The sequence below is a fragment of the Streptomyces arenae genome, assembly GCF_022343545.1.
GTDB lineage: Bacteria > Actinomycetota > Actinomycetes > Streptomycetales > Streptomycetaceae > Streptomyces > Streptomyces humi.
Map to the genome: position 1 here is coordinate 1 of NZ_JAKQYH010000086.1, position 26,505 is coordinate 26,505.

25 protein-coding genes are annotated in these 26,505 nt (G+C 72.3%); 11 read left to right on the forward strand and 14 right to left on the reverse strand.

The genetic code is table 11. The annotated features are described in order from the left end of the window. Both MB828_RS38655 and MB828_RS38660 read right to left on the reverse strand, forming a co-directional pair. Nucleotides 1-503: sigma-70 family RNA polymerase sigma factor (locus tag MB828_RS38655; protein ID WP_301652242.1), on the reverse strand; the 503-nt coding region annotated here is incomplete at its 3' end. A gap of 236 nt (nt 504-739) precedes the next feature. Next, nucleotides 740-1,162 carry an ATP-binding protein gene (locus MB828_RS38660; protein WP_301652243.1) on the reverse strand — a complete coding sequence of 141 codons (423 nt, stop codon included), beginning with the start codon at nt 1,160-1,162 and terminating at the stop codon, nt 740-742. Nucleotides 1,163-1,559: 397 nt separating this feature from the next. On the opposite strand from MB828_RS38660, the gene MB828_RS38665 reads away from it, so the two are divergent. Beyond that, nucleotides 1,560-2,009, forward strand: coding sequence for a cyclic nucleotide-binding domain-containing protein (locus MB828_RS38665; RefSeq protein ID WP_133028993.1), 450 nt, complete (start codon nt 1,560-1,562; stop codon nt 2,007-2,009). Between the two features lie 4 nt (nt 2,010-2,013). On the opposite strand, the gene MB828_RS38670 is transcribed toward MB828_RS38665, so the two are convergent. Continuing rightward, nucleotides 2,014-3,327, reverse strand: a complete 1,314-nt coding sequence (locus tag MB828_RS38670) for an MFS transporter (protein WP_301652244.1) — start codon at nt 3,325-3,327, stop codon at nt 2,014-2,016. Between the two features lie 137 nt (nt 3,328-3,464). Further along, the gene (locus MB828_RS38675; protein WP_046727477.1) at nt 3,465-4,082 is read right to left on the reverse strand and encodes a LysE/ArgO family amino acid transporter; all 618 of its coding nucleotides are present in this window, start codon (nt 4,080-4,082) and stop codon (nt 3,465-3,467) included. Between the two features lie 85 nt (nt 4,083-4,167). On the opposite strand from MB828_RS38675, the gene MB828_RS38680 reads away from it, so the two are divergent. Further along, nucleotides 4,168-5,061 (forward strand): LysR family transcriptional regulator ArgP, encoded by an 894-nt coding sequence (locus MB828_RS38680; RefSeq protein ID WP_301652245.1) that lies wholly within the window; start codon nt 4,168-4,170, stop codon nt 5,059-5,061. 52 nt (nt 5,062-5,113) lie between these two features. Here the strand turns inward: MB828_RS38680 and MB828_RS38685 are convergent, their stop codons facing one another. Beyond that, nucleotides 5,114-5,806 (reverse strand): TetR/AcrR family transcriptional regulator, encoded by a 693-nt coding sequence (locus MB828_RS38685; protein WP_301652246.1) that lies wholly within the window; start codon nt 5,804-5,806, stop codon nt 5,114-5,116. Between the two features lie 122 nt (nt 5,807-5,928). Here MB828_RS38685 and MB828_RS38690 point away from each other — a divergent pair, with 122 nt between their 5' ends. Both MB828_RS38690 and MB828_RS38695 read left to right on the forward strand, forming a co-directional pair. Next, nucleotides 5,929-7,143 (forward strand): saccharopine dehydrogenase family protein, encoded by a 1,215-nt coding sequence (locus tag MB828_RS38690; RefSeq protein WP_301652247.1) that lies wholly within the window; start codon nt 5,929-5,931, stop codon nt 7,141-7,143. A 112-nt stretch (nt 7,144-7,255) separates the two neighbouring features. Then, a complete protein-coding gene (locus MB828_RS38695; RefSeq protein ID WP_133028987.1) occupies nt 7,256-7,510 on the forward strand; it encodes a WhiB family transcriptional regulator in 255 nt (84 codons plus the stop codon). On the opposite strand, the gene MB828_RS38700 is transcribed toward MB828_RS38695, so the two are convergent. The 4 genes from MB828_RS38700 to MB828_RS38715 all read right to left on the reverse strand — a co-directional run bounded on the left by MB828_RS38700 (nt 7,503) and on the right by MB828_RS38715 (nt 12,370). After that, nucleotides 7,503-9,362, reverse strand: a complete 1,860-nt coding sequence (locus MB828_RS38700) for a sensor histidine kinase (RefSeq protein ID WP_301652248.1) — start codon at nt 9,360-9,362, stop codon at nt 7,503-7,505. The two genes, MB828_RS38695 and MB828_RS38700, sit on opposite strands and share 8 nt — an antisense overlap. After that, complete coding sequence (locus MB828_RS38705) at nt 9,359-10,057, reverse strand: response regulator transcription factor (protein WP_133028985.1); 699 nt, start codon at nt 10,055-10,057, stop codon at nt 9,359-9,361. Before MB828_RS38705 ends, MB828_RS38700 begins: the two co-directional genes overlap by 4 nt. Nucleotides 10,058-10,076: 19 nt before the next feature. After that, nucleotides 10,077-10,814: a L,D-transpeptidase family protein gene (locus MB828_RS38710; RefSeq protein ID WP_301652249.1), complete on the reverse strand. Its 738-nt coding sequence runs from the start codon at nt 10,812-10,814 to the stop codon at nt 10,077-10,079. 152 nt (nt 10,815-10,966) lie between these two features. Next, entirely contained in the window at nt 10,967-12,370 is a 1,404-nt protein-coding gene (locus MB828_RS38715) for a M1 family metallopeptidase (RefSeq protein WP_301652250.1), read from the reverse strand. A gap of 167 nt (nt 12,371-12,537) precedes the next feature. Between MB828_RS38715 and MB828_RS38720 the strand changes: the two genes are divergently transcribed. Beyond that, nucleotides 12,538-12,885, forward strand: coding sequence for a DUF488 domain-containing protein (locus MB828_RS38720; protein ID WP_301652251.1), 348 nt, complete (start codon nt 12,538-12,540; stop codon nt 12,883-12,885). 93 nt (nt 12,886-12,978) lie between these two features. Here MB828_RS38720 and MB828_RS38725 read toward each other — a convergent pair whose 3' ends face one another. Further along, complete coding sequence (locus MB828_RS38725; RefSeq protein ID WP_133029012.1) at nt 12,979-14,652, reverse strand: FAD-binding dehydrogenase; 1,674 nt, start codon at nt 14,650-14,652, stop codon at nt 12,979-12,981. 17 nt (nt 14,653-14,669) lie between these two features. Next, nucleotides 14,670-15,305, reverse strand: coding sequence for a TetR/AcrR family transcriptional regulator (locus MB828_RS38730; RefSeq protein WP_301652252.1), 636 nt, complete (start codon nt 15,303-15,305; stop codon nt 14,670-14,672). A 129-nt stretch (nt 15,306-15,434) separates the two neighbouring features. On the opposite strand from MB828_RS38730, the gene MB828_RS38735 reads away from it, so the two are divergent. The 3 genes from MB828_RS38735 to MB828_RS38745 all read left to right on the forward strand — a co-directional run bounded on the left by MB828_RS38735 (nt 15,435) and on the right by MB828_RS38745 (nt 18,171). Continuing rightward, entirely contained in the window at nt 15,435-16,061 is a 627-nt protein-coding gene (locus tag MB828_RS38735) for an alpha-ketoglutarate-dependent dioxygenase AlkB (protein WP_133028981.1), read from the forward strand. Between the two features lie 111 nt (nt 16,062-16,172). Continuing rightward, nucleotides 16,173-16,925 (forward strand): MBL fold metallo-hydrolase, encoded by a 753-nt coding sequence (locus MB828_RS38740; RefSeq protein ID WP_301652253.1) that lies wholly within the window; start codon nt 16,173-16,175, stop codon nt 16,923-16,925. Nucleotides 16,926-16,935: 10 nt separating this feature from the next. Continuing rightward, entirely contained in the window at nt 16,936-18,171 is a 1,236-nt protein-coding gene (locus tag MB828_RS38745; protein WP_133028979.1) for a DUF4032 domain-containing protein, read from the forward strand. Nucleotides 18,172-18,215: 44 nt separating this feature from the next. On the opposite strand, the gene MB828_RS38750 is transcribed toward MB828_RS38745, so the two are convergent. Further along, nucleotides 18,216-19,085 carry a universal stress protein gene (locus MB828_RS38750; RefSeq protein ID WP_301652254.1) on the reverse strand — a complete coding sequence of 290 codons (870 nt, stop codon included), beginning with the start codon at nt 19,083-19,085 and terminating at the stop codon, nt 18,216-18,218. Nucleotides 19,086-19,275: 190 nt separating this feature from the next. Here MB828_RS38750 and MB828_RS38755 point away from each other — a divergent pair, with 190 nt between their 5' ends. The 3 genes from MB828_RS38755 to MB828_RS38765 are packed head-to-tail and all read left to right on the forward strand — an operon-like array spanning nt 19,276 to nt 22,762. Next, the gene (locus tag MB828_RS38755; protein WP_133028977.1) at nt 19,276-20,952 is read left to right on the forward strand and encodes an FAD-dependent oxidoreductase; all 1,677 of its coding nucleotides are present in this window, start codon (nt 19,276-19,278) and stop codon (nt 20,950-20,952) included. Further along, the gene (locus MB828_RS38760; protein ID WP_301652255.1) at nt 20,949-22,412 is read left to right on the forward strand and encodes an ATP-binding protein; all 1,464 of its coding nucleotides are present in this window, start codon (nt 20,949-20,951) and stop codon (nt 22,410-22,412) included. The genes MB828_RS38755 and MB828_RS38760 overlap by 4 nt, the downstream gene beginning before the upstream one ends. Continuing rightward, nucleotides 22,409-22,762, forward strand: coding sequence for a UBP-type zinc finger domain-containing protein (locus tag MB828_RS38765; RefSeq protein WP_301652256.1), 354 nt, complete (start codon nt 22,409-22,411; stop codon nt 22,760-22,762). The genes MB828_RS38760 and MB828_RS38765 overlap by 4 nt, the downstream gene beginning before the upstream one ends. A 90-nt stretch (nt 22,763-22,852) precedes the next feature. Here the strand turns inward: MB828_RS38765 and MB828_RS38770 are convergent, their stop codons facing one another. Together MB828_RS38770 and MB828_RS38775 are read right to left on the reverse strand one after the other, a co-directional pair. Then, nucleotides 22,853-24,082, reverse strand: coding sequence for an SGNH/GDSL hydrolase family protein (locus MB828_RS38770; RefSeq protein WP_301652257.1), 1,230 nt, complete (start codon nt 24,080-24,082; stop codon nt 22,853-22,855). After that, a complete protein-coding gene (locus tag MB828_RS38775; RefSeq protein WP_301652258.1) occupies nt 24,079-26,424 on the reverse strand; it encodes a glycosyl hydrolase family 95 catalytic domain-containing protein in 2,346 nt (781 codons plus the stop codon). Before MB828_RS38775 ends, MB828_RS38770 begins: the two co-directional genes overlap by 4 nt. Nucleotides 26,425-26,505 lie beyond the last annotated feature (81 nt).

Sequence of the window (26,505 nt, forward strand, 5' to 3'; positions counted from 1 at the left end):
TCGGTCAGGCCGGTGTGGGCGGCCAGGTCGGCGACGCTGGGTTCGGGGGCGCCGGGGTTCTCGGTCAGGACGCGGCGGGCCACCCGGACGCGGTTGCGCAGTTCCTGGACGCGGCGGGGCACCCGCAGGGCCCACATGCGGTCCCGGAAGTGGCGCTTGACCTCGCCGGTGATGGTGGGCACGGCGTAGCTCTCGAAGGCGCCGCGGGAGGGGTCGTAGCGGTCGACGGCCTTGACCAGGCCGAGGGCGGCGACCTGGCGCAGGTCCTCGACGGCTTCGCCGCGGTCGCGGAAGCGGCCGGCGATGCGGTGGGCCATGGGCAGCCAGGCGGCGACCAGTTCGTCGCGCAGGGCGTCCCGCTCGGGCCCGTCCTCCAGGGCGGCGAGACGGGCGAACAGGGCCGCGGTGTCAGGGGCGTCATCGTGCGTTCGCCGGGACGTGCCCGGAGCGGTGCGGTCGGTGGCGGGCGTGCCGGGACGGCTGTTCGACAAGTCGGTGAGCATGCGGAAACGCTCCTGAACTGTGGATTTCAGGGCATCACCGGAACGTGGTTCCGGGATTCGACCCGAACTGGGGTGTCAGGGTCGCCGCGGGAGCACCGTCCGGACCGCTTGTCGGGCCCGGGGGCTGTGAAGCCACTGCTCCCACCGGCGCGCGCCTCCGGTCCGAAGCACGACTCTCCGCCTGCCCCGTCGCACCCGGCACAAACACCACCGGGAGAAAGTTCATGTCCGTGCGGTCATGCGAGCGGCACGACCGCGGTGATCCGCTTGCCCCCGCAGGGCAGTCCGGCGACCTCCACGTCACGTGCCAGGCGGCACACGATGGGCCAGCCCCGGCCGCCCGCCCGCCAGCGGTGCCGGTCGTCCACGGGCCGCTCGGCCACCGGTACCTCGTCGCTGCGGTCGCTGATCGACACCCGCACCGCGCATCCCTCGACGTCGACGTCGAAACCGGTGATGCCGCCGCCGTGCAGGATCGCGTTGGTGGCCAGCTCGGAGGTGACGAGCAACGCGTCGTCGAGACCCGCGGCGGCGTACGCCGTGGCCCGCCTCGCGACCGCGCCCCGCACGGCGCTGCGGGCGTCGGCCGGCTGGAGGGGCGGTGGCCCGTGTGTCTCGGGTGCTGCCACCGCCGTGTCGGTCAGGTACTGTTCGCGCATCCTTTCGCTCCCTGGGTGGTGGACCGTCAGGTCTGCTGGGCCCGGTCCGTACGGGCCTCTTACTCTCGGCTCACCGGTCGTGGCGCGGCCAAACCCTTCCGATACCGCCAAGGGCTCCCCAAAGTGAAACGGGTCACGTAGCCTGTTCCCGAGTACACGGAACCGCCCCGGATGGTTTACCGTTCACTCATAAGTGGTCGTGGAGTCGACATCGGGTCCTCCGCGCACCACCAGTGACGGCCCTGGCTGGCCTCCCCCGTCCAGCCAGGGCTTTTTTCATGCCCGGGCGCCGTCCGGACGGCGATCGCCCCGTCCTTCGAGGTGCCCGGCGCGGCGGCAGCGGCTGAAATGGGCGTAGGGAAAGCCCCCGTACCCTCGCCGGCGAGGAGCCCCGCCCATGACCAAAGCCATCAAACTGCTGACCGCCCTCCCCCAGGCGCAGCGCGAACGCCTCATGGAACTGGCGCACGAGGTCTCCTTCGCGGAGGACAGCAGGATCTTCGAGGCCGGCGGCACCGCGGACCGCTTCTGGGTGATCCGGTCCGGAGCGGTCAACCTGGACCAGGAGGTGACGCCCCGCAAGCGGGTCACCGTCGCCAGCCTGGGCGCCGGCGACCTGCTCGGCTGGTCGTGGCTGTTCCCCCCGTACACCTGGGACTTCGGCGCGGTGGCGTTCAGCCGGGTGCGGGCCTACGAGTACGACGCGGCGGCCGTGCTCGCGCTGTGCGTGGAGGACCCGTTGCTGGGTCTGTCGCTGGTGCGGACCGTCGCCGAGATCCTGGCCAGCCGGCTGGAGATCACCCGGGGCAAGCTCCTCGACGCCTACGTCGGCCGACGGCCGGTGTAGGCGGTCAGACCCGGTAGCGGCGCAGTGCGGGGACGGCGGCGGCCAGGGCCAGCATCACGACCACCACCAGCAGTCCGCCGCCCGCGACGGCCGCGCGCGGCCCGAAGACCGAGCCGGCGGTGCCGTGCAGCACGTCGGCCAGCCGCGGTCCACCGGCGACCACCACCGTGAACACGCCCTGCATGCGGCCGCGCATCTCGTCGGTCGCGGCGGACAGCAGGATCGCGCCCCGGAAGACCATCGAGACCATGTCGGCGACCCCGGCCGCGGCCAGGAAGGCGACGGCGACCCAGAGGTTCGCGCTCAGCCCGAACCCGGCGACGGCCGCGCCCCAGCCCACGACCGCTCCGATCACCATCAGGCCGTGCCGGCGCGCCCGCGAGAACGTGCCCGAGAAGAGGCCGCCGAGGACCGCGCCGACGGGGATCGCCGCGAACAGCAGACCGAGCGCGAGGCCTTCGCCGTACGAGCCGTAGGTCTGGGCCGCCAGCTGCGGGAACAGGGCGCGGGGCATGCCGAGGACCATCGCGATGATGTCCGCCAGGAACGACAGCAGCAGCACCTTGTGCATGGAGATGTAGCGGAACCCCTCCGCGATCTCGCGCACCCCGGCCCGCCGGGTCGCCCGGCCGGCGAGCGGCGGCAGCGCGGGCAGCCGGTAGACCGCCCACACCGTCACGCACAGCGCCAGCGCGTCGATCAGGTACAGCTCGGGCAGCCCGATGACGGGGATGAGGGCACCGGCGAGCAGCGGCCCCACCACCTGCCCGGTCTGCATGACCGTGGAGCCCAGGGCGTTCGCGGCGGGCAACTGGGCCTCGGGCACCAGCCGGGCTATGGAAGCCGTACGGGCGGGCGCGTTCAGCCCCCAGAAGGCCTGCTGCACCGCGAGCAGCACCATCAGCGCGGCCACCGACTCCATGCCGGTGGCGGCCTGGAGCCAGAACAGCAGCGAGGTGACGCCGATCCCGATGTTGGTGATCAGCAGCAGCTTGCGGCGGTCCATGCTGTCGGCCACCGCGCCGCCCCAGAGCGCGAACACGATCAGCGGCAGCAGCCCGGCGAGGCTCGCGGCGCCGACCCAGGCCGAGGAGCCGGTGATGTCGAAGATCTGCTTGGGCACGGCCACCGCGGTGAGCTGGCTGCCGACCGAGGTGACGATGGTCGACGACCACAGCCTGCGGTAGGCCGGGATGCGCAGCGGGCGGGTGTCCATCGCCCAGCGGCGCCAGCCGCGCCGGGGCGGAGGTGCCGCGGACCCGGCGGAATCGTCGGAAGGATCGGTGCCGGATCGGGTGCTGCTCTCGCTGGTGTCCACGGACGTCCTGGTCTTCTTGAATGCTCGCTACATCTTTCGATTCGGGGTTCACTATCGCAGCAACTTCCGCAGCCGCCGAACCGGTTGTCTCAGGATGCGGCTCCGCGAGGATCCGGGCAGCTCAGGATCCGGGCAGCTCAGGCTCCGGTCACGAGCATCAGGCCGAGGCCGATCATGGTCAGCGCCACCAGTCCGTCCAGCACCCGCCAGGCGGCCGGTCTTCCGAGGTACCGGCCGAGCAGCCGGGCGCCGAACCCGAGGGCGGTGAACCAGCAGAGGCTGGCCAGGGCGGCGCCGAGACCGAAGGTCCAGCGCAGGTCGCCCCGGTCGGCGGCGAGGGAGCCCAGCAGGAACACGGTGTCCAGGTAGACGTGCGGGTTCAGCCAGGTCAGGGCCAGGCAGGTGAGGACCGCCCGGCGCCGGGAACCGGCCGCCTCGCCCTCGGTGCGCAGTCCGGCGGTGCCGGGGCGCAGGACCCGGCGGGCGGCCAGGGCGCCGTAGCAGAGCAGGAAGGCACCGCCGATCAGCCCGACCGCCCGCACCGCGCCGGGCCACGCCACCACGACCGCGCCCACCCCGCCCACGCCGAGGGAGATGAGGACGGCGTCGGAGAGGGCGCAGATGCCGACGACGGCGAGGACCGCGTCCCGGCGGACGCCCTGGCGCAGGACGAAGGCGTTCTGGGCGCCGATCGCGACGATCAGTGAGAGGCCGCTGCCGAAGCCCGCGGCAGCGGCGGCGAGAGAGCTGGACATGCCCTCGACGCTACGGAAGCGATCACCTTACGTACAGCTAAGGATTTTTACGTACCCTTAGAGAATCTGATGACGGGAGGGGACGATGGAGCCGAGGGAGCTTCCCCTCGACCAGGTACGGACCCTGCTGGCGGTGGTCGACGAGGGCACGTTCGACGCGGCGGCCGCGGCCCTGCATGTGACGCCGTCCGCGGTCAGCCAGCGGGTGAAGGCGCTGGAGCAGCGCACCGGCCGGGTGCTGCTCCAGCGCACCAAGCCGGTGCGGCCCACGGAGTCGGGCGAGGTGCTGGTCCGGTTCGCCCGGCAGGTGGCGCGGCTGGAACGGGACGCGCGCGGTGAGCTGGGCATGAGCGGCGCCGGGGAGCCGACCCGGGTGTCGGTCGCGGTCAACGCGGACTCGCTGGCGACCTGGTTCCTGGGGGCGCTCACCGGTCTGCCGGAGGTCTTCGTGGAACTGCGGCGGGAGGACGAGGACCACACGGCGGCGCTGCTGCGGGAGGGGCTGGTGATGGCGGCGGTGACCTCGGCGCCGGATCCGGTGCCGGGGTGCTCGGTGCGGGCGCTCGGGCGGATGCGGTACCTGCCGGTGGCGGCGCCGGGGTTCGCGGCGGCGCACGTGACCGGGCCGCTGGTGGCGGCGCTCGCCCGGGCGCCGGTGATGGTGTTCGACCGGGTGGACGACTTCCAGGACGGGTTCGTGCGGCGGCTGGGGGGAGCGGGTGCGAGTGCGCTGCGGCACTACGTGCCGACGTCCGAGGGGTTCGTGGACGCGGTGACGGCCGGGCTGGGGTGGGGGATGGTGCCGGAGGCGCAGGCGGAGCCGCGGTTGCGGGACGGGAGGCTGGTGCGGCTCGGGGGGCGGGAGTCGTGGGTGGACGTGCCCCTGTACTGGCAGCAGTGGAAGCTGGATTCGCCTGCGTTGGTGGCGGTCGCGGAGGCGGTGGCGCGTACGGCGGGGGGTGCGTTGCGCCTGCCGTAGGGGGCCGCTTGTCGTCGGGCGGGTGCGGGTGCGTGGGTACAGCCGGACCCCTCTACAAGGACCGTTCTGCGCTGTCCAGGAGCATGTCCAGCGCTGTCGGGTAGGCGCTGGTCACCATGCGTTTCGCCAGTAGTGGGGCTGCTTCCGCGATGCGGGGGTGGGTGGTGGGGGGCAGGGCGGCGTAGGTCTCGCTCCACTTGGCCTCGTCCGCCCGCTGGGAGTCCTTCGGCAGGGCCAGGGACGCCGCGTCCAGGGCCGCGAAGGCCAGGGTCTGGTCGATGAAGGCGTGGTAGACGCGGACGGTCTCGGCGAGCGGGAAGCCCGCCGTGCGCAGGACGTCCAGGATCGCCTCGTCGGCCGCCAGTTCCTGGGGCCGGCCGGTCACCCGGTTCGCCGTCAGCAGGGCCGCCTGCGGATGGGACACGTACTGCGCGTGGATGCGCAGGCCGATCGCGCGCAGGTCCGCGCGCCACGCACCGGTCGGCGCCCAGCCGGCCAGCGCCCGGCCGATGAGGGCGTCGCCGATCGCCAGGGTCAGGTCGTCCATGCCCCGGAAGTAGCGGTACAGCGTGCTGGGGTCGCAGTCGAGGGCGAGCCCCAGCCGGCGGGCGGTGAGACCCGTGCTGCCGTGCTCGCGCAGCAGCCGCAGGGCGGTGTCGACGATCAGCCGCTCCGACAGCACGGTGCCGCCGCGCGTCGGGCGGCGCCGGCGCCTCCGGTCCTCGGGGACGACCTGTTTGGGCATGACGTGCTCCCCTGCCGTTCTTATGCCAACGCCATTGACCTTATGCGAAGGACCGGCGTTTGATTCCGGCCAAGGCGCCCCCGTACCCGACCTCGCACTCTGTCCGAGAAGGAGACTTCGCCATGCGTGTACTGCTCGTGGGAGCCGGTGGTGTGGGCACCGCCGTCACCCGGATCGCGGCCCGCCGTCCGTTCTTCGACGCGATGGTGGTCGCGGACCACGACCCGGCCCGCGCCGAGGCGGCCGTCGCGGCGGTCGGCGACGACCGGTTCCGGGCCGAGCGCGTCGACGCAGGCGACGAGTCGGCCGTGGCCGCGCTGCTGGCCCGGCACGGCTGCGACGTGCTGCTCAACGCCACCGACCCGCGCTTCGTCATGCCCCTGTTCCGGGCCGCCCGCGCGGCCGGCGCGAACTATCTCGACATGGCGATGTCGCTGTCCCGGCCGCATGCCGAACGGCCGTACCAGGAGTGCGGGGTGAAGCTCGGCGACGAGCAGTTCGCGGCGGACGGGGAGTGGCGGGAGGCGGGTGCGCTGGCACTGGTCGGCATGGGCGTGGAGCCGGGCCTCTCGGACGTGTTCGCGCGGTACGCGGCCGACGAACTCTTCGACGAGATCGAGGAGATCGGCATCCGCGACGGCGCGAACCTGACGGTGGACGGCTACGGCTTCGCGCCCTCCTTCAACATCTGGACCACGATCGAGGAGTGCCTCAACCCGCCCGTGGTGTACGAGAAGGAACGCGGCTGGTTCACGACCGCCCCCTTCAGCGAGCCGGAGGTGTTCGACTTCCCGGACGGGATCGGGCCGGTCGAGTGCGTCAACGTCGAGCACGAGGAAGTGCTGCTCGTGCCCCGCTGGGTGGACGCGCGGCGGGTCACCTTCAAGTACGGGCTCGGCGGTGAGTTCATCGAGACGCTGAAGACCCTGCACCTGCTGGGTCTGGACAGCACCGTCCCGGTGACCGTGCCCGGCCCCGGCGGGCCGGTGGCGGTCTCGCCCCGGGACGTGGTCGCCGCCGCGCTGCCCGACCCGGCGACCCTGGGCGAGCGCATGCGCGGCAAGACCTGTGCGGGCACCTGGGTGCGCGGCACCAGCGACGGACGGCCGCGCGAGGTGTATCTCCACCACGTCGTCGACAACCAGTGGTCCATGGCGGAGTACGGTTGTCAGGCCGTGGTCTGGCAGACGGCCCTCAACCCGGTCGTCGCCCTCGAACTCCTGGCAACCGGTGCGTGGTCGGGCTCGGGCGTCCTCGGTCCGGAGGCGTTCCCGGCCCGCCCGTTCCTCGACCTGCTGACCGAGTACGGCTCGCCCTGGGGCCTGCGGGAGCAGTGACGTCCGCGAATCTCAGGCGACTTGTCCGTTTCAGCAGTGCCCGCTCCGGTGACCCGGAGTGGAGCAATCCGCACAGGAAACGGCAGAGTCGATTGGATCGCAGGTGACATCGATGGACAACTGGCGAGACCACGCCGAGTGCCGCGACGAGGATCCCGACCTCTTCTTCCCGATCGGCACCACCGGGCCCTCGCTGCACCAGACACGGCGGGCGAAGGCGGTCTGCGAGCGCTGCCCGGTTCAGGAGCAGTGTCTGCGCTGGGCCATGGACACGGGGCAGGCCGTCGGCATCTGGGGTGGTACGACCGAGGCGGAGCGCCGGCTGCTGACCCGGCGCAGGAAGGCCGCCGCACGCCGGATCAGCTGAGGTCGGCCGGCGTCGCCGCGCCCGGCAGCCGCAGCGTGAACCGGGCTCCCTTGCCCGGCTCGCTCTCCGCCTCGGCGGTGCCGTCGTGGGCGGCGACCAGGTGCCGGACGATCGGCAGTCCGAGGCCGCTGCCCCCGGTGCGGCGGCTGCGGGACTTCTCCGCGCGCCAGAACCGTTCGAAGACGTGCGGCAGGTCCGCCGCCGCGATGCCCGGCCCGGTGTCGGTGACGGTGAGGACGACGTCCTCGCCGTCGTGACGGGCGGTCAGCGTGACGGTCCCCTCGGCGGGGGTGTGCCGGATCGCGTTGGAGACCAGGTTGCCGAGCGCCTGCCGCATCCGCACCGGGTCGGCGTCGAGCCAGGCGGTGCCGTCGGCGTCGGTCAGCAGGACGACCCCGCCCGCGTCGGCGGCGACCCGGTGGGCGGCGGCGACCTGCTCGATCAGGTCGGCGGCGCGGACCGGTTCGCGGTGCACCCGCAGGGTGCCGGCGTCGGCGGCGGCCAGGTCCTGGAGGTCGTCGATGATCCGCTGGAGGACCAGGGCCTCCTCGTGCAGGGAACCCAGCAGCGCCGGGTCGGGGTCGACGACACCGTCCCGGGTGACCTCCAGCCAGCCGCGGATGTTGGTGAGCGGGCTGCGCAGTTCGTGGGCGATGTCGCTGACCATGGCCCGGCGCTGCGCCTCCAGCCGTTCCCGGCGTTCGGTCAGGTCGTTGAACGCCTCCGCGAGCAGCCCGGTCTCGTCGCGGGTGCGTACCGGTGCCCGGGCGTGCAGTTCGGGCGGCTGCTGGGCGGCGAGGGTCAGCGCGCGCAGCGGCCGTACCAGGCGGGTGGCGACCACGGCGGTGACGGCGACCGTGACGGCGAGTACCAGTCCGGCCGCGCCGACGATCCTGGCCTTGTTGGCCGGGGACATGTCGAAGCGGGGAGCGGTCTGGTCGCCGATACCGAGGAACAGTTCCGCGGCGGGGGCGACATAGGGTTCGAGCTGGGTGCGGCGGGCGCCCAGGACGCAGTTCTTCGCCGTCTGGTCCGTTCCCTGTCCGGCCCCCTTCCTGGTGACGAGGTATCCGCCGGCGACCGGGTTCCGTCCCGTCGTGTCGTAGGTGAGGGACAGCGAGCCGCCGAGATCCATGTCCTTGGCCCGGAGGCAGGGGCGGGCCAGGTCCGTGAGGGCGGCGAGGGCCTTGGTCTCGGTGGCGGTCGGGGCGCCGAGCGCGTCGCTCAGCAGCCCGGTCGACTCGCTGTAGACGTTGCCGCACCCGAACTTGAACTCCAGGGGCGCGTCCCGCGCGTCGTCGAGGACGACGTGCGGCCGGCCGCTCGGGGTGTGCTGGACGGTGGTCGCGACGCCCACCCGGTCGAAGCACGCCTGCTCCTTCTCGGCGACCGCGTCCAGCTTCTCGCGCTCCGGCGCCGTGAGCCGGAAGGGGCCCACCGCGCGTGGGTCGATGCCGCTGAGCTGGGCGCCGAACTCGGTGTAGGTGTCGGTGTGCAGGGGGTCGACGGCGGCGGCCGGCCGGGGCGGCAGCGGGGTGTCGTGCGGGGCGGAGTCGGCGATCAGGGTGCGGTCGGTGGTGGTCAGCGCGATGCGGCGGCCGGTCCTGGCGGCGAGTGTCCGCACGGTGGGGCCGACCCCGGCCCAGTCGGGGTGGTCCGAGGCGTAGCCGCTGAGCTGGGCGAGGATCTTGTTGTCGGCGGCGAGGTCCTGGCCCTGCTCCTCCTCCAGCGCGCTGGTGGTGGTCGTCACGGCGAGCCAGGCGGTGGCGGCCACGGAGCAGACGGCGATCAGCACCGAGGCGAACAGCAGCCGGACCAGCAGCCGTTTGCGCCACGGTATCCGCGGCGTCACGGCCGGCCGCCGCTCAGTTTGTAGCCGACGCCGAACACGGTCACCAGCCGTACCGGCCGGCGCGGGTCGGCCTCGATCTTCCGGCGCAGGTTCATCACATGGACGTCGACGGCGCGTTCGGTGGAGGACCGGTCGAAGCCCCGGGTGCACTGGAGCAACTGCCGCCGGGTGAACACCCGGTCGGGTTCCCCGGCCATGGCGAGCAGGATCTGGAACTCGGCGGGGGTCACCTCCACCGGCTCGCCGTCGCAGCGTACCTCGTGCCGTACCGGGTCGACGCTGATCCCGGCGGCGGTCACGGCGGGCTCCTCCCGGACGGTGGCGGTCCGCCCGCTGCGCCGCAGGATCGTCCGGATCCGGGCCATCAGCTCGCGTGGACTGTACGGCTTGGTCATGTAGTCGTCGGCGCCCAGCTCCAGGCCGAGCAGCACGTCGTCCTCGTCGGACCGGGCCGTGAGCATCAGCACCGGGATCTCGGGGTCCCCGCCGCGCAGCACCCGGCACACGCCGAAGCCGTCGATCACCGGGAGCATCAGGTCGAGGACGACCAGGTCGGGGCCGAGCCGCCGGGCCGCGTCCAGCGCCGCGGCCCCGTCGTGGACCACGGTCGCGGTGTGGCCGTCGGCCAGCAGGGACCGCCGGATCAGCTCGGCCTGCATCTCGTCGTCCTCGGCGACCAGCACATGTGCGCACACGGGTTCGGATCCTAGGTGCTTATCGCGCCAGCCAGTCGGCGTACCCCATCACGATCACCGGATGCCGGTGCGGGTCGAGGGCGCGCAGCAGTTCCCTCATGTGTGCCTTGGCGACACTGACGCAGGCGTGCGTGGGGCCGCCGTGGTCGACGTGCAGCCAGACGCCACCTCCGCGCGCGGCACCCATCGGCCGGGTCCAGTCGAGCGGCGAGGTGCCCGCCTCGCGGTTGTAGTTGATGGCGACGACGTAGTCGAAGGATCCCTCCAGCGGCTCGCCCTCGAAGCCGGTCCCCGGCGAGTAGAAGCCGTTCGAGTGGTGGTACGGCAGCCTGCTCCCGGGGTCGGGCAGCAGGCCGCCGGCGTCGGTCAGGCCGTACACCCCGACGGGCGAGCGCAGGTCCCCGGCCATGTGGTGCTCGCTCCAGCCGTCCTTGCCGTTGTGCGCCGGCCAACTGGCGCCGCGCTGCCAGGTGCTGTCGTCGCGTTCGTAGAGGGTGACGGAGGACACCGGCGAGTCCTTGCCCCGCCCGGAGGCGACGACGACCTGTTCCGCCCGCTCCGGTATCGCGGCCCGCGTCTTCGGTCCGAGCCCCGGTATGCCCTGGTCCTGCGGGCTGCTCCGGGGGGTGGGGGAAGCCGCCGCCGGCGCCGCCCGGCCGTCGTCCGACCGGCTCTGCGCGGCCTCGGCGCCTCCCCCGCAACCGGACAGCAGAAGGGGGGAGGCGAGGAGGGCGACAGCAGTTCTGCGTTGGATCATGAGATCGACTCTGGCCGAGAAATGTAAGGAACTGGTCAGCTTCAAAACCCCGTTTACTGGAGCGTCCCTTCGGGGGGCGCTGGGGGTCCCCCCGGCCGAAGGCTGGGGGGAACTGCGCGACAAGCCCTCACCGGCCCGCACCCGAACCGCCGCTACGGCTTGCCCTTCTTGTACAACCACGTCTGGAACAAAGACCCGAGGTCGACCCCCGACTGCCCCTCGGCCAGCTTCACAAACTCCGCGGTCGTCCCGTGCCCGTACCGGTGTTGCCCCGCCCACGCCCGCAGGATCCGGAAGAACACCGCGTCCCCCACGGCCTTGCGCAGCTCGTGCAGCGTCATCGCACCGCGCGCGTACACCGGTTCACCGAAGATGTTCTTCCCGCTCCCCGGATCCCCCGGCGGGTACTCCCACAACGCGTCGCCCGCCGGCTTGGCGTACAGCTCGTCGAAGGTCTTCTGCGCGCTGTCTCCCCCGTGCTGCTCGCTGTAGAGCCACTCGGCATACGTGGCGAAGCCCTCGTTGAGCCAGATGTCCTTCCAGGCGGTGAGCGAGACGGAGTCGCCGAACCACTGGTGGGCGTTCTCGTGCACGAGGGTGCCGAGGTCCGGCGCGGAGTCGTAGATCGGCCGTCCCTGCGTCTCCAGCGCGTATCCGACGCTCGGCGCGTGGTCGACGATCGACCCGGCGGAGCGGAACGGGTACGGCCCGAACAGCTTGCTCTCCCACTCCAGGACCGACGGCAGCTTCTTCAGCACGGCCGCCGAGCCGCTCGCCTCGCGCGGGTCGACCGCGTTGTACACCCTGATCCCGTCCCGGGTGGTGTACTGCTCGACCTTGAACTTGCCGACCGTGGCGGTGGCGAGGTACGCGGCCATCGGCTCGCTCTGCCGCCACCGGAAGGTGGTGCGCCCACCGGACGTGTGCTGTCCGAGCAGGACGCCGTTGGCGACGGCGGTGCGGCCCTTGGGGACGGTGATCGTGAAGTCGTACGACGACTTGTCCTTGGGGTGGCTGTTCGCCGGGAACCAGGTCATCGCGCCCTGCGGCTCGCCCGCGACGAACGCGCCGTCGTCGGTGCGGATCCAGCCGTCGGCCGAACCGTCGGGGTCGGTGACCTGCTTGGGGATGCCGTTGTAGCTGACGGCGACCCGGAACTCCCGGCCCTTCGCCAGCGCCCGCGCCGGTGTGACGACGAGTTCCTGTCCGCTGCGGCCGAAGTGGGCCGTGCGCCCGTCGACCGTCACGCGGGTGACGGTCAGTCCCTTGAGGTCGAGGTCGAAGCGGGTGAGCCGCTGGGTGGCCCGGGCGGTCAGCACGGCCCTGCCGTCGAGGTGGTGGGAGGAGGTGTCGTAGCGGAGTGTCAGGTCGTAGTGACCCACGTGGTAACCGCCGTTGCCGCTGAGCGGGAAGTAGGGGTCGCCCGCTCCCGAGGCGCCGAGCGTGCTCGCCGAGGCCGGTCCGGCGGCGGCGAGCAGGGCCGCCACGGCGACCGGGACGGTGGCGAGGACGGCCTCGCGGCGGAGGACTGCGGTACGTCTGCGTGCATCCTGCACATGCGCTCCTCTGTAGGGGGTGGCCGATGATCAATGGCCCACCCTAGGCGCGGCGGTGTCCGCGCTTCCCCCTCATTCAGGTCAAGTCGTGCCGCGTCGAAGGCCGGTGGGACGGGGTTCGCCGCGTACGCTCGCGGGACCGTCACCGAGCCGAGAGGTGCCCGATCGTGAGCGTGCGTGTCCGCAGGGTCTACGAATCGCCCGAACCGGAGGACGGGTTGCGGGTCCTGGTGGACCGGCTGTGGCCGCGCGGGGTGTCCAAGGAGGACGCGCACGTGGACGAGTGGCCGAAGGGGCTGACGCCGTCCACCGAACTGCGCCACTGGTTCCACGAGGGCGGTTCGTACGAGGAGTTCACCCGCCGTTACGAGGCGGAGCTGGACGCTCCCGAGGCCGCCGGGCTCCTGGACGGCCTGCGGAAGACCGCCCGGCGGCGGAAGGTCACGCTGCTCACCGCGTCGAAGACACCGGAGGAGAGCCACGCCACCGTGCTGGCGCGGCTCCTCTCCGAATGATCGACGCCGGCTACTGATCAGGCCGTCGGCTGCTGATCAGGCCGCCGGCTACGGATCGGGCTGCCTGCTACTGACCGGGCTGCCCGCTACTGATCAGGCCGTCTGCTGGGCCGCCGCGCGTCCCGCCGCCCGCCCCGAGAACAGGCAGCCGCCGAGGAAGGTGCCTTCCAGCGCGTTGTAGCCGTGCACACCGCCGCCGCCGAACCCGGCCACCTCGCCGGCCGCGTACAGACCGCCGATCGGCTCGCCGTCCGCGCCGAGGGCACGGGAGTCCAGGTCGGTCTGGATGCCTCCGAGCGTCTTGCGGGTGAGCACGTGCAGCTTGACGCCGATCAGCGGGCCCGCGGCCGGGTCGAGGATGCGGTGCGGGGTGGCGACCCGGCCCAGCCGGTCGCCGATGTAGCGGCGGGCGTTGTGGATTCCCTGGACCTGCGAGTCCTTGCTGTAGGAGTTGTGGATCTGGAGGTCGCGGGCGACGATCTGGCGGCGCACCGCGGCCGCGTCGAGCAGCGCCTTGTCGGTGAGCCCGTTCATCTTCTCGACCAGCTGGTCGAGGGAGCCGGCGGTCACGAAGTCCGCGCCGTGGTCGAGGAAGGCCTGGACCGGGCCGGGCGCGCCCTTGCCGAGCAGCCGGTCGCGGAGCACGGCCTTGCGGTCCTTGGCGGTGATGTCGGGGTTCTGCTCGGAGCCGGAGAGCGCGAACTCCTTCTCGACGATCTTCCGGGTGAGGACGAACCAGGAGTGGTCGTACCCGGCGATGTCCTCGGTGGTGCGCAGGTACTTGAGGGTGCTGAGGGTGTCGTAGCCGGGCAGGCAGGGGTCGGGCAGCCGGCGGCCGAGGGCGTCGAGCCAGATCGAGGACGGGCCGGGCAGGATGCGGATGCCGTGGCCGGGCCAGACGGGGTTCCAGTTCTGGATGCCCTCGGTGTAGTGCCACATGCGGTCGCGGTTGACCAGGCGGACCCCGGCCCCGGCGCTGATGTCGAGCATCCGGCCGTCCACGTAGGCGGGCACGCCGGTGACCATCTCGGCCGGGGGTGTGCCGAGCCGTTCGGGCCAGTAGCGGCGCACGATGTCGTGGTTGGCGCCGATGCCCCCGGTGGTGACGACGACGGCCTGGGCGGTGAGTTCGAAGTCACCGGCGCGGTCGCGGTTGGAGGCGGCTCCGCGCGGTGCGTCGTCGGCGGCGAGGACCGTGCCGCGCACGCCGCGTGCCTCGCCGTCCTCGATGACGAGTTCGTCCACCTGGTGGCGGTGGTAGAAGGTGAGCAGTCCGTCACGGGCGGCCTGCTTGGCGTACCGGACGAAGGGTTCGACCACGCCGGTGCCGGTGCCCCAGGCGACGTGGAAGCGGGGTACGGAGTTGCCGTGCCCGTCGGCGCGCAGGTCGCCGCGTTCCGCCCAGCCGACGGTCGGCAGCAGGCTGATGCCGTGGCTCTGCAGCCAGGGCCGCTTCTCCCCGGCCGCGAACTCGACGTAGGCACGGGCCCAGCGCACCGCCCAGGAGTCCTCGTCGTCCTCGCGGTCGAACTGCGCGCTGCCCCGCCAGTCGCTCCAGGCCAGGTCGAGGCTGTCCTTGATGCCGAGGCGGCGCTGCTCGGGCGAGTCGACGAGGAAGAGCCCGCCGAAGGACCAGAAGGCCTGGCCGCCGAGGTTGGCGGCGTTCTCCTGGTCGACGAGGGCGACGCGCCTGCCCCTGCTGGTGAGTTCGTGCGCCGCGACCAGGCCGGCGAGGCCCGCTCCGACGACGATGACGTCCGCGTCCATGGCGTCCGTTGCCTTTCTCATTGAGGGGCCGGCCCGGTGGATCCGGTCGGGGCGCCGCCGTCGGTCAGCAGCGCGGTGAGCAGTTGCCCCAGCCAGGCGCGGGCCCCGGCCACGTCCCTGTCGAGGAGCAGTTGGGTGGTGACGCCGTCGTAGGCGGCGACCACGGCGTGGGCGGCGGCGTCCGCGTCGCCCAGCACCGCGGGGAGCGGGGCCCGGGAGAGCCGGTCGGCGATGGCGCGGCGCAGCCGGGCGCGGTGGTCGAGAAGGGCCTCGGCGACGGCCGCGTCCCGGGCCGCGTGCACCAGGAAGTCGGTCTTCACCAGCAGCCAGTCGACGTCGAGGAGCAGTACCTCGGTCACCCGGTCGACGGAGGCGGGCACGTCCAGGCCCGGTCCGTCGAGGGCGAGGGCGTCCGCGACCTGCTGGGCGATGAGGTCGGCGCGGTCCCGGTAGAGGGCGAAGAACAGTTCGTCGAGGGTGGCGAAGTTGGAGTAGAAGGCGCCCCGGCTGAACCCGGCGGCCTCGCAGACCTCCTCGATGGAGACCCGTCCGAATCCCTTGGCGGCGAACACGGTGAACGCGGCGTCGAGCAGCCGGGCCCGGGTCCGTACCCGCCGCCTGGTCACCCGCTGGGGCGCGCCGTCCACCGCCATGTCCCGACCCCCGTTCGATACACGAATGTATCGGATACACGAATGTATCGAAAGAGGCTCGCGCGCCGGCCCCTGCGACCCGGGCCGAGAAATCAGAACAGATTTTCGATTAAGGAGTACGCTGGCTGTATGGCCACGCACCTCCAGGGCTCCCTGTTCGACCAGACCGACGAGCTACGGCTCGGCCCCCTCGACGACGTCCGCCGGACCGAGCTGGGCTCCGGCGCCTGGATCGACGTGCTGCCCGGCTGGCTGAGCGGCGCCGACGAGCTGTTCGAACGGCTCGCCGCGGAGGTCCCCTGGCACGCCGAGCGCCGGAAGATGTACGACAACGTGGTGGACGTACCGCGGCTGCTCGCCTTCTACGGCGAGGGCGACCCGCTCCCCCACCCGGTCCTCGCCGAGGCCCGCGACGCGCTCAGCCGGCACTACGCCGACGAGCTGGGCGAACCGTTCACCACGGCCGGGCTCTGCCACTACCGCGACGGCCGGGACAGCGTCGCCTGGCACGGCGACCGGATCGGGCGGGGCGCGCGGGCGGACACCATGGTCGCGATCCTCTCCGTCGGCGCCCCCAGGGACCTGCTGCTGCGGCCGCTGCGCGGCGGCCCCTCGGTGCGGCGCCCGCTGGGTCACGGCGACCTGATCGTGATGGGCGGCTCCTGCCAGCGGACCTGGGAGCACTGCGTACCGAAGACGGCACGGGCCGCCGGGCCGCGGATCAGCGTGCAGTTCCGGCCGCACGGGGTGCGCTGAGACCGCCCGCACGGGGTGCGCTGAGACCGCTCCCCGCCAACCGCCGGACAGCGGCATGTGGTTGGCTGTCCTCCGTTTCGATCTGCACGTACGGGCGAGACCGGAGAGATCATGCGGGCTGAGGTACACGAAGTCGCCGGGGGCACCTACCTGGTGCACGGCAGCCACACCAACTGGGTGATCCTCAAGGACGGGGACGCCGTCACACTGGTGGACACCGGCTACCCCGGGGACCGGGAGGGGCTGCTCGGCTCCCTCGCGGAGGTGGGCGGTTCACCGGAGGCGGTGACAGCCGTACTGATCACCCACGCGCACAACGACCACCTCGGCTCGGCCGAGTACCTGCGCGACACCCACGGCGTGCCGGTCTACCTGCACGAGGCCGAAGTGCCGCACGCCCGGCGGGACTACCTCCAGCAGGTCGCCGTCGGTGACGTGCTGCGGAACGCCTGGCGCCCGGGTGTGGTGCCCTGGCTGGCACACGTGCTGCGGGTCGGCGGCACCGAGCAGCACCCGGTCACCGCGCCCGAGGCGTTCCCGGCCGCCGCGGGCGCCCCGCTCGACCTGCCGGGCCGGCCGGTCCCGGTGCACACCCCCGGCCACACCGACGGGCACACCGTCTTCCACCTGCCCGAGGCCGGGATCGTGATCTCCGGGGACGCGCTGGTCAGCGGCCACCGCACCTCGCGCGTCCAGGGCCCGCAACTGCTGCCCGACATGTTCCACCACGAGCGCGCCCGCGCGGTGGCCTCCCTCGACGTCATCGGCGCGCTCGACGCCGACGCGCTGCTGCCCGGCCACGGTCCGCTGCACCGGGGGTCCGTGAAGGCGGCCGCCCAGCAGGCCCGCGACCGCGCCGTCTAAGGTTTCGGCCATGGCCTTGCAGATCAGCGCCACCAATCCGGAGCACCCCGCGCTCCTGCTGGAACTCCCCTGGGACGTCCCGCTGGAGGAGTGGCCCGAGGAGTACCTCGTGCCGCTCCCCCGCGGCATCTCCCGGCACGTGGTGCGCTACGCCCGCGCGGGCGACGAGGTCATCGCGGTGAAGGAGCTGGCGGAGCGCCCGGCGCTGCGCGAGTACGAGCTGCTGCGCGACCTGGACCGGCTCACGATCCCCGCGGTCGACCCGCTCGCGGTGATCACGGGCCGCACCGACCCGGCGGGCGAGCCGCTGGAGTCGGTGCTGGTCACCCGGCACCTGGGCGGCTCGATGCCGTACCGCTCGATGTTCGAGACGACCATGCGCCCGGCCACCATGCACCGCCTCATGGACGCCCTCGCCGTGCTGCTGGTCCGCCTGCACCTGGCCGGGTTCGCCTGGGGCGACTGCTCGCTGTCCAACACCCTGTTCCGGCGTGACGCGGGGGCGTACGCGGCGTACCTGGTGGACGCCGAGACCGGCGACCTGCACCCGCAGCTCAGCAACGGCCAGCGCGAGTACGACCTCGACCTGGCCCGGGTCAACATCAGCGGCGAGCTGCTCGACCTGGAGGCGTCGGGGGCGCTGCACCCGTCGCTGGACCCGATCGAGTTCGGCTTCGAGATCTGCACCCGGTACGGCGAGCTGTGGGAGGAGCTGACCCGGACGTCGGTGTACCCGGCGGGCAAATACCAGTACATCGAGCGCCGGATCAGACGGCTCAACGATCTCGGGTTCGACGTCGCCGAGATGCAGATCGAGCACTCGTCCAACGGCGACAGCGTCACCTTCGTGCCGAAGGTCGTCGACGCCGGGCACCACCAGCGCCAGCTGCTGCGGCTGACCGGCCTGGACGCCGAGGAGAACCAGGCGCGGCGGCTGCTCAACGACCTGGAGAGCTGGATGGCCACCCAGGACGACTACGCCCCGGGCGACCCCCTCGCCGCCCGTCCCGAGGTGCTGGCCCACCGGTGGGTGCGGGACGTCTTCCGCCCCACCGTGCGGGCCGTGCCACGGGAGCTGCGCGGTTCCATGGACCCGGCGGAGATCTACCACGAGCTGCTGGAGCACCGCTGGTACCTGTCCGAGCAGGCGCAGCACGACATAGGCCTGGACAACGCCGTCGAGGACTACATCGAGAACGTGCTGCCCAAGGCCCGCGAGACCCTGGAGCCGGTCACCCCGGAGTGAACCCCGGGGTGAGCTCCGGAGTGAGCCGCCGCGGGGTCAGTCGTTCAGTCGTGCGGCACCACGGCCACCGGGCAGTCGGCGTGGTGCAGCACCCCGTGCGCGACCGAGCCGATGCGGGCGCCGACCGCCGTCCGGTGGGCGCGTCGGCCCACGACCATCAGCTGGGCCCGGGCGGCCACCGACAGCAGCACCTGTCCGGCGCTGCCCATCTCCACGTGCTCGGCCACCGGCACCGCCGGGAACCGCTCCCGCAGCGGCCGCACCGCTTCGGACAGCGCCTTCTTCTCGTACGGCTCCAGGCCGCCGGCCTCGTCCAGCAGCTTCATCGAACCCGGGCTGTAGGCGAAGACGGGCGGCAGCGTCCACGCCCGGACGACGCGGACCGACGCCCCCCGGGCCGCCGCCGCAGCGAAGGCGAACTCCAGCACCGCCGCGCTGTCCTCGGGCCCGCCCTGCTGGCCCACGACCACCTCACGGCCGGCTGCCTCCGCGGTGGGCCGGTCCCCGGCGCGCACCAGGACGACCGGACCGGCGGCCCCGGCGATCACCTGCTGGCCGACGGAGCCCAGCAGGAACCCGACGACCGGCCCGTGCCCGCGCGAGCCCAGCGTTAGCAGTTCGGCTCCGGCGGCCGCGTCCACGAGCACCTCGACCGGGCCGCCCTCCACGACGTCGACGCTCACCGAGAGGTCCGGATACCGGCCGGTGACGGCCCGCACCGACTCGGCCGCGCCGTCGGACACCCACCCGCGCTGGGCCTCCCGGTCACCGCTCAGCGCCTCGTGCTCCTCGTACCGCCACGCGTGCACCACGCGCAGCGGCAGCCCCCGGCGGACCGCCTCCCGGGCGGCCCAGTCCAGAGCCGCGAGGCTCTCCTCCGTACCGTCGACCCCTGCCGTGATCGGGCGTGTCATGCACCGGCCTCCTCGTCGGTTCCATGTGTGCGTGATCAGTCTTCCGCACGGACGGATGCCCGCTGTGCGCAGGCGTACAAGAGCGGAGCCCGCCGATCGAACATACGATGGGCGGGAACCGGTGCGGTGGCCGCGCTCCTCCTGGAGGGGCCGCCGTCCCGTGGAACCAACGGCTCGGGGTGGGAGACGTATGGCACAGGCTGCCGACGCGGCACGGACCGTCATCATGACCGTGGACGACGACCCGGGGGTCTCCCGTGCCGTCGCCCGGGACCTGCGGCGCCGCTACGGCGCGTCGTACCGGATCGTGCGCGCGGAGTCCGGCGACTCGGCGCTCGAGGCGCTGCGGGAGCTGAAGCTCCGCGGTGACCTGGTGGCGGTGATCCTGGCCGACTACCGGATGCCGCAGATGAACGGCATCGAGTTCCTCGAACAGGCGCTGGACGTGTACCCGGGCGCCCGGCGGGTGCTGCTGACCGCGTACGCCGACACCAACGCGGCCATCGACGCGATCAACGTGGTCGACCTCGACCACTACCTGCTCAAGCCCTGGGACCCGCCCGAGGAGAAGCTCTACCCGGTCCTGGACGACCTGCTGGACGCCTGGCGGGCCAGCGACTACAAGCCGGTGCCGGCCACCAAGGTCGTCGGGCACCGCTGGTCGGCTCGGTCGTCGGACGTACGGGAGTTCCTGGCCCGCAACCAGGTGCCGTACCGCTGGTACTCGGTCGAGGAGCCGGAGGGACAGCGCCTGCTGGCGGCCGCCGGGGCCGACGGGCAGCGGCTGCCGCTGGTGATCACGCCGGACGGCACCCCCCTGATCGAACCCGAGGCGCCCGAGCTGGCCGCCAGGGTGGGACTGGCGACCACGCCCACGGCGGACTTCTACGACCTGGTGGTGATCGGCGGCGGCCCGGCCGGGCTGGGCTCGGCGGTCTACGGGGCGTCGGAGGGACTGCGGACGGTGCTCGTGGAGCGCGCGGCGACCGGCGGGCAGGCCGGGCAGAGTTCCCGGATCGAGAACTACCTCGGCTTCCCGGACGGGGTGTCGGGGGCCCAGCTCACCGACCGGGCCCGGCGGCAGGCCGCCAAGTTCGGCGCGGAGGTGCTGACCGCCCGCGAGGTGACCGCGCTGGAGGTCAACGGGGCCGCGCGGGTGGTGCGGTTCGCGGACGGCTCGGCGATCGCGGCGCACAGTGTGATCCTGGCGACCGGAGTGCAGTACCGGCAGCTGGAGGCGGAGGGCTGCGTCGGCCTGACCGGCTGCGGGGTGTTCTACGGCTCCGCGCTCACCGAGGCCGCCTCCTGCCAGGGGCACGACGTGTACATCGTGGGCGGCGCCAACTCGGCCGGCCAGGCGGCGATGTACCTGGCCAGGTTCGCCAAGTCGGTGACGCTGCTGGTGCGCGGTGCGGACCTGTCGGCCTCGATGTCGTACTACCTGATCCAGCAGATCAACGAGTCCCCGAACATCTCGGTCCGCAGTCACACGGTGGTCGAGGCCGCGCACGGCGCGGAGCGGCTGGAGCAGCTCACCCTGCGCCATGTGCACACCGGCGACCGGGAACAGGTGGACGCCCAGTGGATGTTCGTGTTCATCGGGGCGGCGCCGCTGACCGACTGGCTCGGCGACACGGTGCTGCGCGACGGGCGCGGGTTCATCCTGGCCGGACCGGACCTGACCGTCGACGGGACGCCGCCGGCCGGCTGGGAGCTGAACCGGCCGCCGTATCACCTGGAGACCAGCATTCCCGGCGTGTTCGTGGCGGGCGACGCACGCGCCGAGTCCGCCAAGCGTGTCGCGTCCGCCGTCGGAGAGGGAGCCATGGCAGTGATGCTCGTCCACCGGTATCTGGAGCAGTCATGAGCGGCCGGTTGATGCCGTGCAGCCCGAAGGAGATCGGGGCGCTGTTCCTGTTCGAGAAGCTGGAGCCGGAGCAGCTCGGGCGGCTGTGCGCGGCCGGCCGGGTGGAGCTGTTCCAGCCGGGTCCCGTCTACACCGAGGGTGAACCCGCGACCTGCTTCTACGTGATGGTCGAGGGCACGGTGGTGCTCTCCCGGCGGGTCGCCGGGGACGACATCGAGGTCACCAGGACCTCGCAGCCCGGGGTGTACGCGGGCGCCATGCAGGCGTACCTCGGGGACCGGGTGCGGCAGGCGTACAACAACTCGATGCGGGTGACCGAGCCGACGCGGTTCTTCGTGCTGCCGGCGGACACCTTCGCGGAGATCATGCAGGACTGGTTCCCGATGGCCGTGCACCTGCTGGAGGGCCTGTTCTTCGGTTCGAAGAACACCCAGGCGGCGATCGGCCAGCGGGAACGGCTGCTGGCGCTGGGCTCGTTGTCGGCGGGGCTCACCCATGAGCTCAACAACCCGGCCGCGGCGGCCGTTCGGGCCACGTCCACGCTGCGCGAGCGGGTGGCGAAGATGCGGCACAAGCTCGCGGTGATCGCCGGGGGGCCTTTCTCCCGGGAGCAGTTGGCCGGCCTGATCGAGCTCCAAGAACGCACCGCCGAACGGGTCGCCAAGGCTCCCTCGCTCAGCCCGCTGGAGGCCTCCGACCGCGAGGACGTCCTCTCCGACTGGCTCGACGACCACGGCATGGACAACGGCTGGCAGCTCGCGCCGATCTTCGTGCAGGCGGGTCTCGACGTCGACTGGCTGGAGCAGGTGGCCGCGGCCGTGGACGACGAGATCTTCCCCAACGCGGTCGGCTGGCTCAACTACACCATCGAGACCGAGCTGTTGATGAACGAGATCGACGACTCCACGACCCGGATCTCGCATCTCGTCGACGCCGCCAAGCAGTACAGCCAGCTGGACCGGGCGCCGTACCGGGAGGTGGACGTGCACGAACTCCTCGACAGCACGCTGCTGATGCTGTCCGGGAAGATCGGGCAGGACATCCGGGTGGTCAAGGAGTACGACCGTACGCTCCCGCCCGTCCCCGCCTACCCCGCCGAGCTCAACCAGGTGTGGACCAACCTCATCGACAACGCGGTCTGCGCGATGCGGGACGGCGACGGCGGCCCGGGCGGCACGCTGACCGTGCGGACCGCGCTCGCCCACGAGCAGCTGCTGGTGGAGTTCGGGGACACCGGGAGCGGGATCGCCCCGGAGATCAAGGACCGGATCTTCGATCCGTTCTTCACGACGAAACCGGTGGGCCAGGGCACCGGCCTCGGCCTGGACATCTCCTGGCGGATCGTCGTGAACAAGCATCACGGCAGCCTGCGGGTGGAGTCGGTGCCCGGGGACACCCGCTTCCAGGTGCTGCTTCCCCTGACCGCCGAAGCACCCGAGTCATCTGAGGAGACGGTATGAGCGGCGACACGGCGATCGACCCGGAGGTCCCGCCGAGCGGTGCCGGGTGCGTGGAGTGCGACAAGGCGGGCGGCTGGTGGTTCCATCTGCGGCGGTGCACGCAGTGCGGGCACATCGGCTGCTGCGACGACTCGCCCTCGAAGCACGCGACCGCGCACTTCCAGGAGACCGGACACCCGTTGATCCGCAGCTACGAGCCGGGCGAGAGCTGGTTCTGGAACTTCGAGTCCGGTGAACTGTACGAGTCCGGACCGGACCTGGCGCCGCCGACGAGTCACCCCGCGGACCAGTCCGTGCCGGGTCCGGCGGACCGGGTACCGGAGGACTGGGCCCGGACGCTGCGGGGCTGAACACCCGGGGCTGAACACAGAGGGCCCGGGGCAGCCGCCCGTCCGCGCACCCCGGAACCGGCGGTTCCGGGGTGCGCGGGTGTGGGGGGATCACCGGTCGCAGTGGAGGCTCGTCAGGTCGACCGCGTCGGCCATGGCCTGCATTCCCTTGTCGTTGGGGTGGATGTGGTCGCCGCTGTCGAGGAACGGCAGCATCCGCGCCTGGTCGTAGGGGCTGCGCAGGATCCGGTCGAAGTCGGTGACCGCGTCGACCTCCCCGCTGGTCCGGATGTACCGGTTGACCTCCTGGCGGACGGCCTCCCCGGCCTGGTCCCACTCCGGCCAGCCCTCGAAGGGTCCGACGGTCGAGGCGACCACGCACTTGCCGGCCGCGTGCGCCCGCCGGACGATCTCGCGGTACCCGGCGATCAGGTCGGCCGCGGTGACCCCGGTGTGCGCCTTGATGTCGTTGACCCCCTCGAAGAGGAAGACGGTACGCACCCCGGGCTGGCTCAGCACGTCGCGGTCCAGCCGGTGCAGGGCGGCCTGCCCGGCGCCGTCCGCGAGGACCTGGTTCCCGGAGATGCCCTCGTCGGCGACGCCCTTGACGTCGGTGTGCGCCTTCTGGAGCCGGCGGGCGAGGTAGTCGGGCCAGCGTCGGTTGAGGTCGGTGGTGGAGGCCCAGCCGTCGGTGATGGAGTCACCGAGCGCCACCACGGCCCCGGTGGCCGGGTTCGACGGCCGTACCGAGACCGAGTCCAGGTACCACCAGGAACCGGTGGTCTCGGTCCAGCCGGCGGCGCTCTCCTCGGCCGTGTGGTCGCCCTGGGTGGCGTAGGAGGTCTGCATGGCCATGCCGTGGCCGGTGGCCGGACCGGCCGCGTCCGGACTGTGCAGGCTGACGACCAGGTTGCTGCCGGCGGGCAGGCTGCCGGGCAGCGGGTCGCTCCAGGCGATGGCGCCCGCCGGCACGGTGACCGTGCGGGCGCCGTCGAAGGTGAGCCGCTTGTTGCTGCCCGGTACGAGGGCGGCACCCTGGCGTTGCAGACCGGCGTAGACGCTGTCCAGGGTCAGCGGCCGGTCGCCGAAGGCGTTCGACAGCCGTACCCGGAGACCGCTGCCGGCGGCACTGGTGTGCACGACCAGCCGGTAGCCGCGGTCGGCGGTGCCCTGGCCCATCCGGTCGGCACTGGCCCCCCAGGTGACGACGTCGTGCCGGGCCGAAGCGGCCTGGGCCGGAGGCTTCGATGCGGGGGTCGCCCGGGCGGGCCCGGTCTGGCAGGCGACGGACGTGAGCAGGACGGCGGTGAGGGCGACGGCCCGCGCGAACCGGCCGGTCACCGTGCGAAGTCCCGCAACGTGACGGACTGGCCGGGGCGCAGCGTGACCGTCCGTGCGGTGTTTCCGTGGACGACCGTGGTGGTACGTCCGCCGACGCTGCGGATCCGGGCCTCGGTGGGCTTGCCGTCGCGCCAGCTCAGGTCGACGACGAAGCCGCCGCGGGCACCCGCGCCGGTGACCTTGCCGGAGGCGGCCCAGGCGTCGGGGAGGGCCGGCAGCAGCTCCAGGTGGCCGGGCCGGGAGTACAGCAGCATCTCCACGACGGCGGTCGGGGTGCCGAAGTTGGCGTCGATCTGGAAGATGCCCCGGCCCCCTCCCATGTCCATGATGTCGAAGAGGTTCGACGCGCTGCCGTTGCTGCCGTTCGCGGACGGCTTCAGGTTGTTGACGACGAGCTGGTAGGCCTTCGCCCCGTTCTTCAGCCGGGCCCAGCACAGGCTGCGCCAGGCGTTGGACCAGCCGTAGCTGTCCATGCCGCGGGCGGTCAGGAGGGCCGTCGCGCCGTCGAGGATGTCCTTGGGCGTGGAGCCGTCCGGGCGGATCCGGTCGCCGGGGAAGAGGTTGATCAGCGGTGAGAGGTGGCGGTGGGTGGTCTCGCCGAGGTTGTCCGGGGACATCCACTCCTCCAGCCAGCCGGTCTTGGGGCTCACCACCGGCAGGTAGAGGCGTTCGCGCAGGCCGCCGATGGTGGCGGCGTATCCAGCATCTCTCTTCAGCTCGGCCGCTGCAGTGCGGAAGTTCCCGAACAGGATCCAGACCTGTTCCTGGGAGTAGGTGTTGCCCTTGCCGTCCTGCGGCCCGTGCTCCGGCGACCAGTCGTGGTCCGCGACCAGCACCTCCTTCCCGTTGTCGAGGGTGGTGGTGACCAGCCGCGCCTCCCAGAACTCGACGGCGCCCTTGAGGAGGGGGTAGATCTTCTCCAGGTGGGCGCGGGAGCGCGTGAACTCGTAGTGCTCCCAGAGGCTCTGGCACAGCCAGGCGTTGCCCGTCGGGTGCCACCACCAGCCGAGTCCGCCGTAGGGGTTGGTGGAGTAGGCGACGGTCCAGCCGGCCACCTTCCCGGAGGAGTTGCGGAAGCGGTTGCGGGAGTCCTGGAACAGCCGGTGGGTGACGTCCGTCCAGGCCGGGAGCTGGCTGACGCAGTAGTCGGTGAAGGCGTCGAAGCACTGTGACAGGCCCAGCCGATCGGCCATCCAGTAGTTCATCTGGATGTTGATGTCGGTGTGGTAGTCGCCCATCCAGTCCGGGTCGTTGCCGTCCAGCCAGTTTCCCTGCAGGCCCATCGGCAGGCTGTCGCGGGAGCCGGCGATCATCAGGTACCGGCCGAACTGGGCGTAGGCGGCCTCGAGTTCGGGGTCCGGGTTGCCGGTGTCGGCACGGGCCTGGAGACGCGCCCAGGTGTCGAGCCCGCGCTGGTCCGCGGTCGAGGTGCCGAGCGAGAGGTCGAACTGCCCGAACAGCGCCCGGTGGTCGGCCGCGTGGGTGCGCAGCAGGGAGTCCGCCGAGTTCCGGACGGCCGCCTTGACCTTGGTGCGGGCCAGTGCCAGCGGGTCGAGGGACGGGTTGCGGAAGTGGGCGTCGGCGTCCGGCGCGTAGTCGGTGCCGCCGCTGAGGACGACGGTCAGCTCCCGGCAGTCGGTGAAGCTGATGTGCGACCCGCTCACCCGGACGCTGCCGCCGGTGCCGTACGCCTTGACGGCGGCACCGTACTTGAGCCCGTTGGCGAAGGCCCCGGCGAACGACTCGGCGGTGCCTCCGGTCTCCCCGTGGGTGCCTTCGAGGGTGACGGTGCCGGTGTAGCGCCCGCCGCCGTCCTGGCCGAAGTGCAGAACGATCACGTCGTCGGGGCGGCTGGCGAAGATCTGCCGCCGGTAGGTCACGCCGGAGCGGACGTACGACGCCGTCACCACGCCGTTGTCGAGGTCGAGGGCGCGCTGGTAGCCGGAGACGGCGCCCAGGTCGTGGTCGGGTATCTCGACGGTGAGCCGGGCGAGCAGCGTGAGGGAACCGAAGTCGGCGCGGCCATAGGGGAACTGGCCGTCGGAGTCGAGGGTGTCGTTGAGCCCGCCGGTCCACAGGGTGGCGTCGGAGATCAGGAGGAGCTCACGCCCCGAGTCGTTGCTCGCGAGGGCGCCGAGCCGGCCGTTGCCGACGGGCAGGCCCTGCGTGATCATCGACCCGTCGTCGGCGGGCGCCTGCCACCAGAGCCGGTGCCGGGGCGTGGCGAGCGGTTCGGTGGAGCGCTGCGGGGCGGCGGAGGCGGTGAAGGCGGGAAGCGAGGCCAGGGCCCCGGTGGCGGCGGCCAGCGCCAGGAAGCTGCGTCTGCTGGGGTGGTTGTCCATGGGGTTCCAATCCAACGTCCGGGGGGAGAGCGCCCCTTGAGGGGCGCGGGGAACTGCGCGACCAGCCCCCACCGGCCGGCA

Excerpts from the sequence above, each read along its gene's own strand:
- MB828_RS38660 (WP_301652243.1), bottom strand. The coding sequence starts at position 1,162 with ATGCGCGAACAGTACCTGACCGACACGGCGGTGGCAGCACCCGAGACA.
- MB828_RS38665 (WP_133028993.1), top strand. The coding sequence starts at position 1,560 with ATGACCAAAGCCATCAAACTGCTGACCGCCCTCCCCCAGGCGCAGCGC.
- MB828_RS38675 (WP_046727477.1), bottom strand. The coding sequence starts at position 4,082 with ATGTCCAGCTCTCTCGCCGCCGCTGCCGCGGGCTTCGGCAGCGGCCTC.
- MB828_RS38680 (WP_301652245.1), top strand. The coding sequence starts at position 4,168 with ATGGAGCCGAGGGAGCTTCCCCTCGACCAGGTACGGACCCTGCTGGCG.
- MB828_RS38685 (WP_301652246.1), bottom strand. The coding sequence starts at position 5,806 with ATGCCCAAACAGGTCGTCCCCGAGGACCGGAGGCGCCGGCGCCGCCCG.
- MB828_RS38690 (WP_301652247.1), top strand. The coding sequence starts at position 5,929 with ATGCGTGTACTGCTCGTGGGAGCCGGTGGTGTGGGCACCGCCGTCACC.
- MB828_RS38695 (WP_133028987.1), top strand. The coding sequence starts at position 7,256 with ATGGACAACTGGCGAGACCACGCCGAGTGCCGCGACGAGGATCCCGAC.
- MB828_RS38710 (WP_301652249.1), bottom strand. The coding sequence starts at position 10,814 with ATGATCCAACGCAGAACTGCTGTCGCCCTCCTCGCCTCCCCCCTTCTG.
- MB828_RS38725 (WP_133029012.1), bottom strand. The coding sequence starts at position 14,652 with ATGGACGCGGACGTCATCGTCGTCGGAGCGGGCCTCGCCGGCCTGGTC.
- MB828_RS38730 (WP_301652252.1), bottom strand. The coding sequence starts at position 15,305 with ATGGCGGTGGACGGCGCGCCCCAGCGGGTGACCAGGCGGCGGGTACGG.
- MB828_RS38735 (WP_133028981.1), top strand. The coding sequence starts at position 15,435 with ATGGCCACGCACCTCCAGGGCTCCCTGTTCGACCAGACCGACGAGCTA.
- MB828_RS38740 (WP_301652253.1), top strand. The coding sequence starts at position 16,173 with ATGCGGGCTGAGGTACACGAAGTCGCCGGGGGCACCTACCTGGTGCAC.
- MB828_RS38745 (WP_133028979.1), top strand. The coding sequence starts at position 16,936 with ATGGCCTTGCAGATCAGCGCCACCAATCCGGAGCACCCCGCGCTCCTG.
- MB828_RS38750 (WP_301652254.1), bottom strand. The coding sequence starts at position 19,085 with ATGACACGCCCGATCACGGCAGGGGTCGACGGTACGGAGGAGAGCCTC.
- MB828_RS38755 (WP_133028977.1), top strand. The coding sequence starts at position 19,276 with ATGGCACAGGCTGCCGACGCGGCACGGACCGTCATCATGACCGTGGAC.
- MB828_RS38760 (WP_301652255.1), top strand. The coding sequence starts at position 20,949 with ATGAGCGGCCGGTTGATGCCGTGCAGCCCGAAGGAGATCGGGGCGCTG.
- MB828_RS38765 (WP_301652256.1), top strand. The coding sequence starts at position 22,409 with ATGAGCGGCGACACGGCGATCGACCCGGAGGTCCCGCCGAGCGGTGCC.
- MB828_RS38775 (WP_301652258.1), bottom strand. The coding sequence starts at position 26,424 with ATGGACAACCACCCCAGCAGACGCAGCTTCCTGGCGCTGGCCGCCGCC.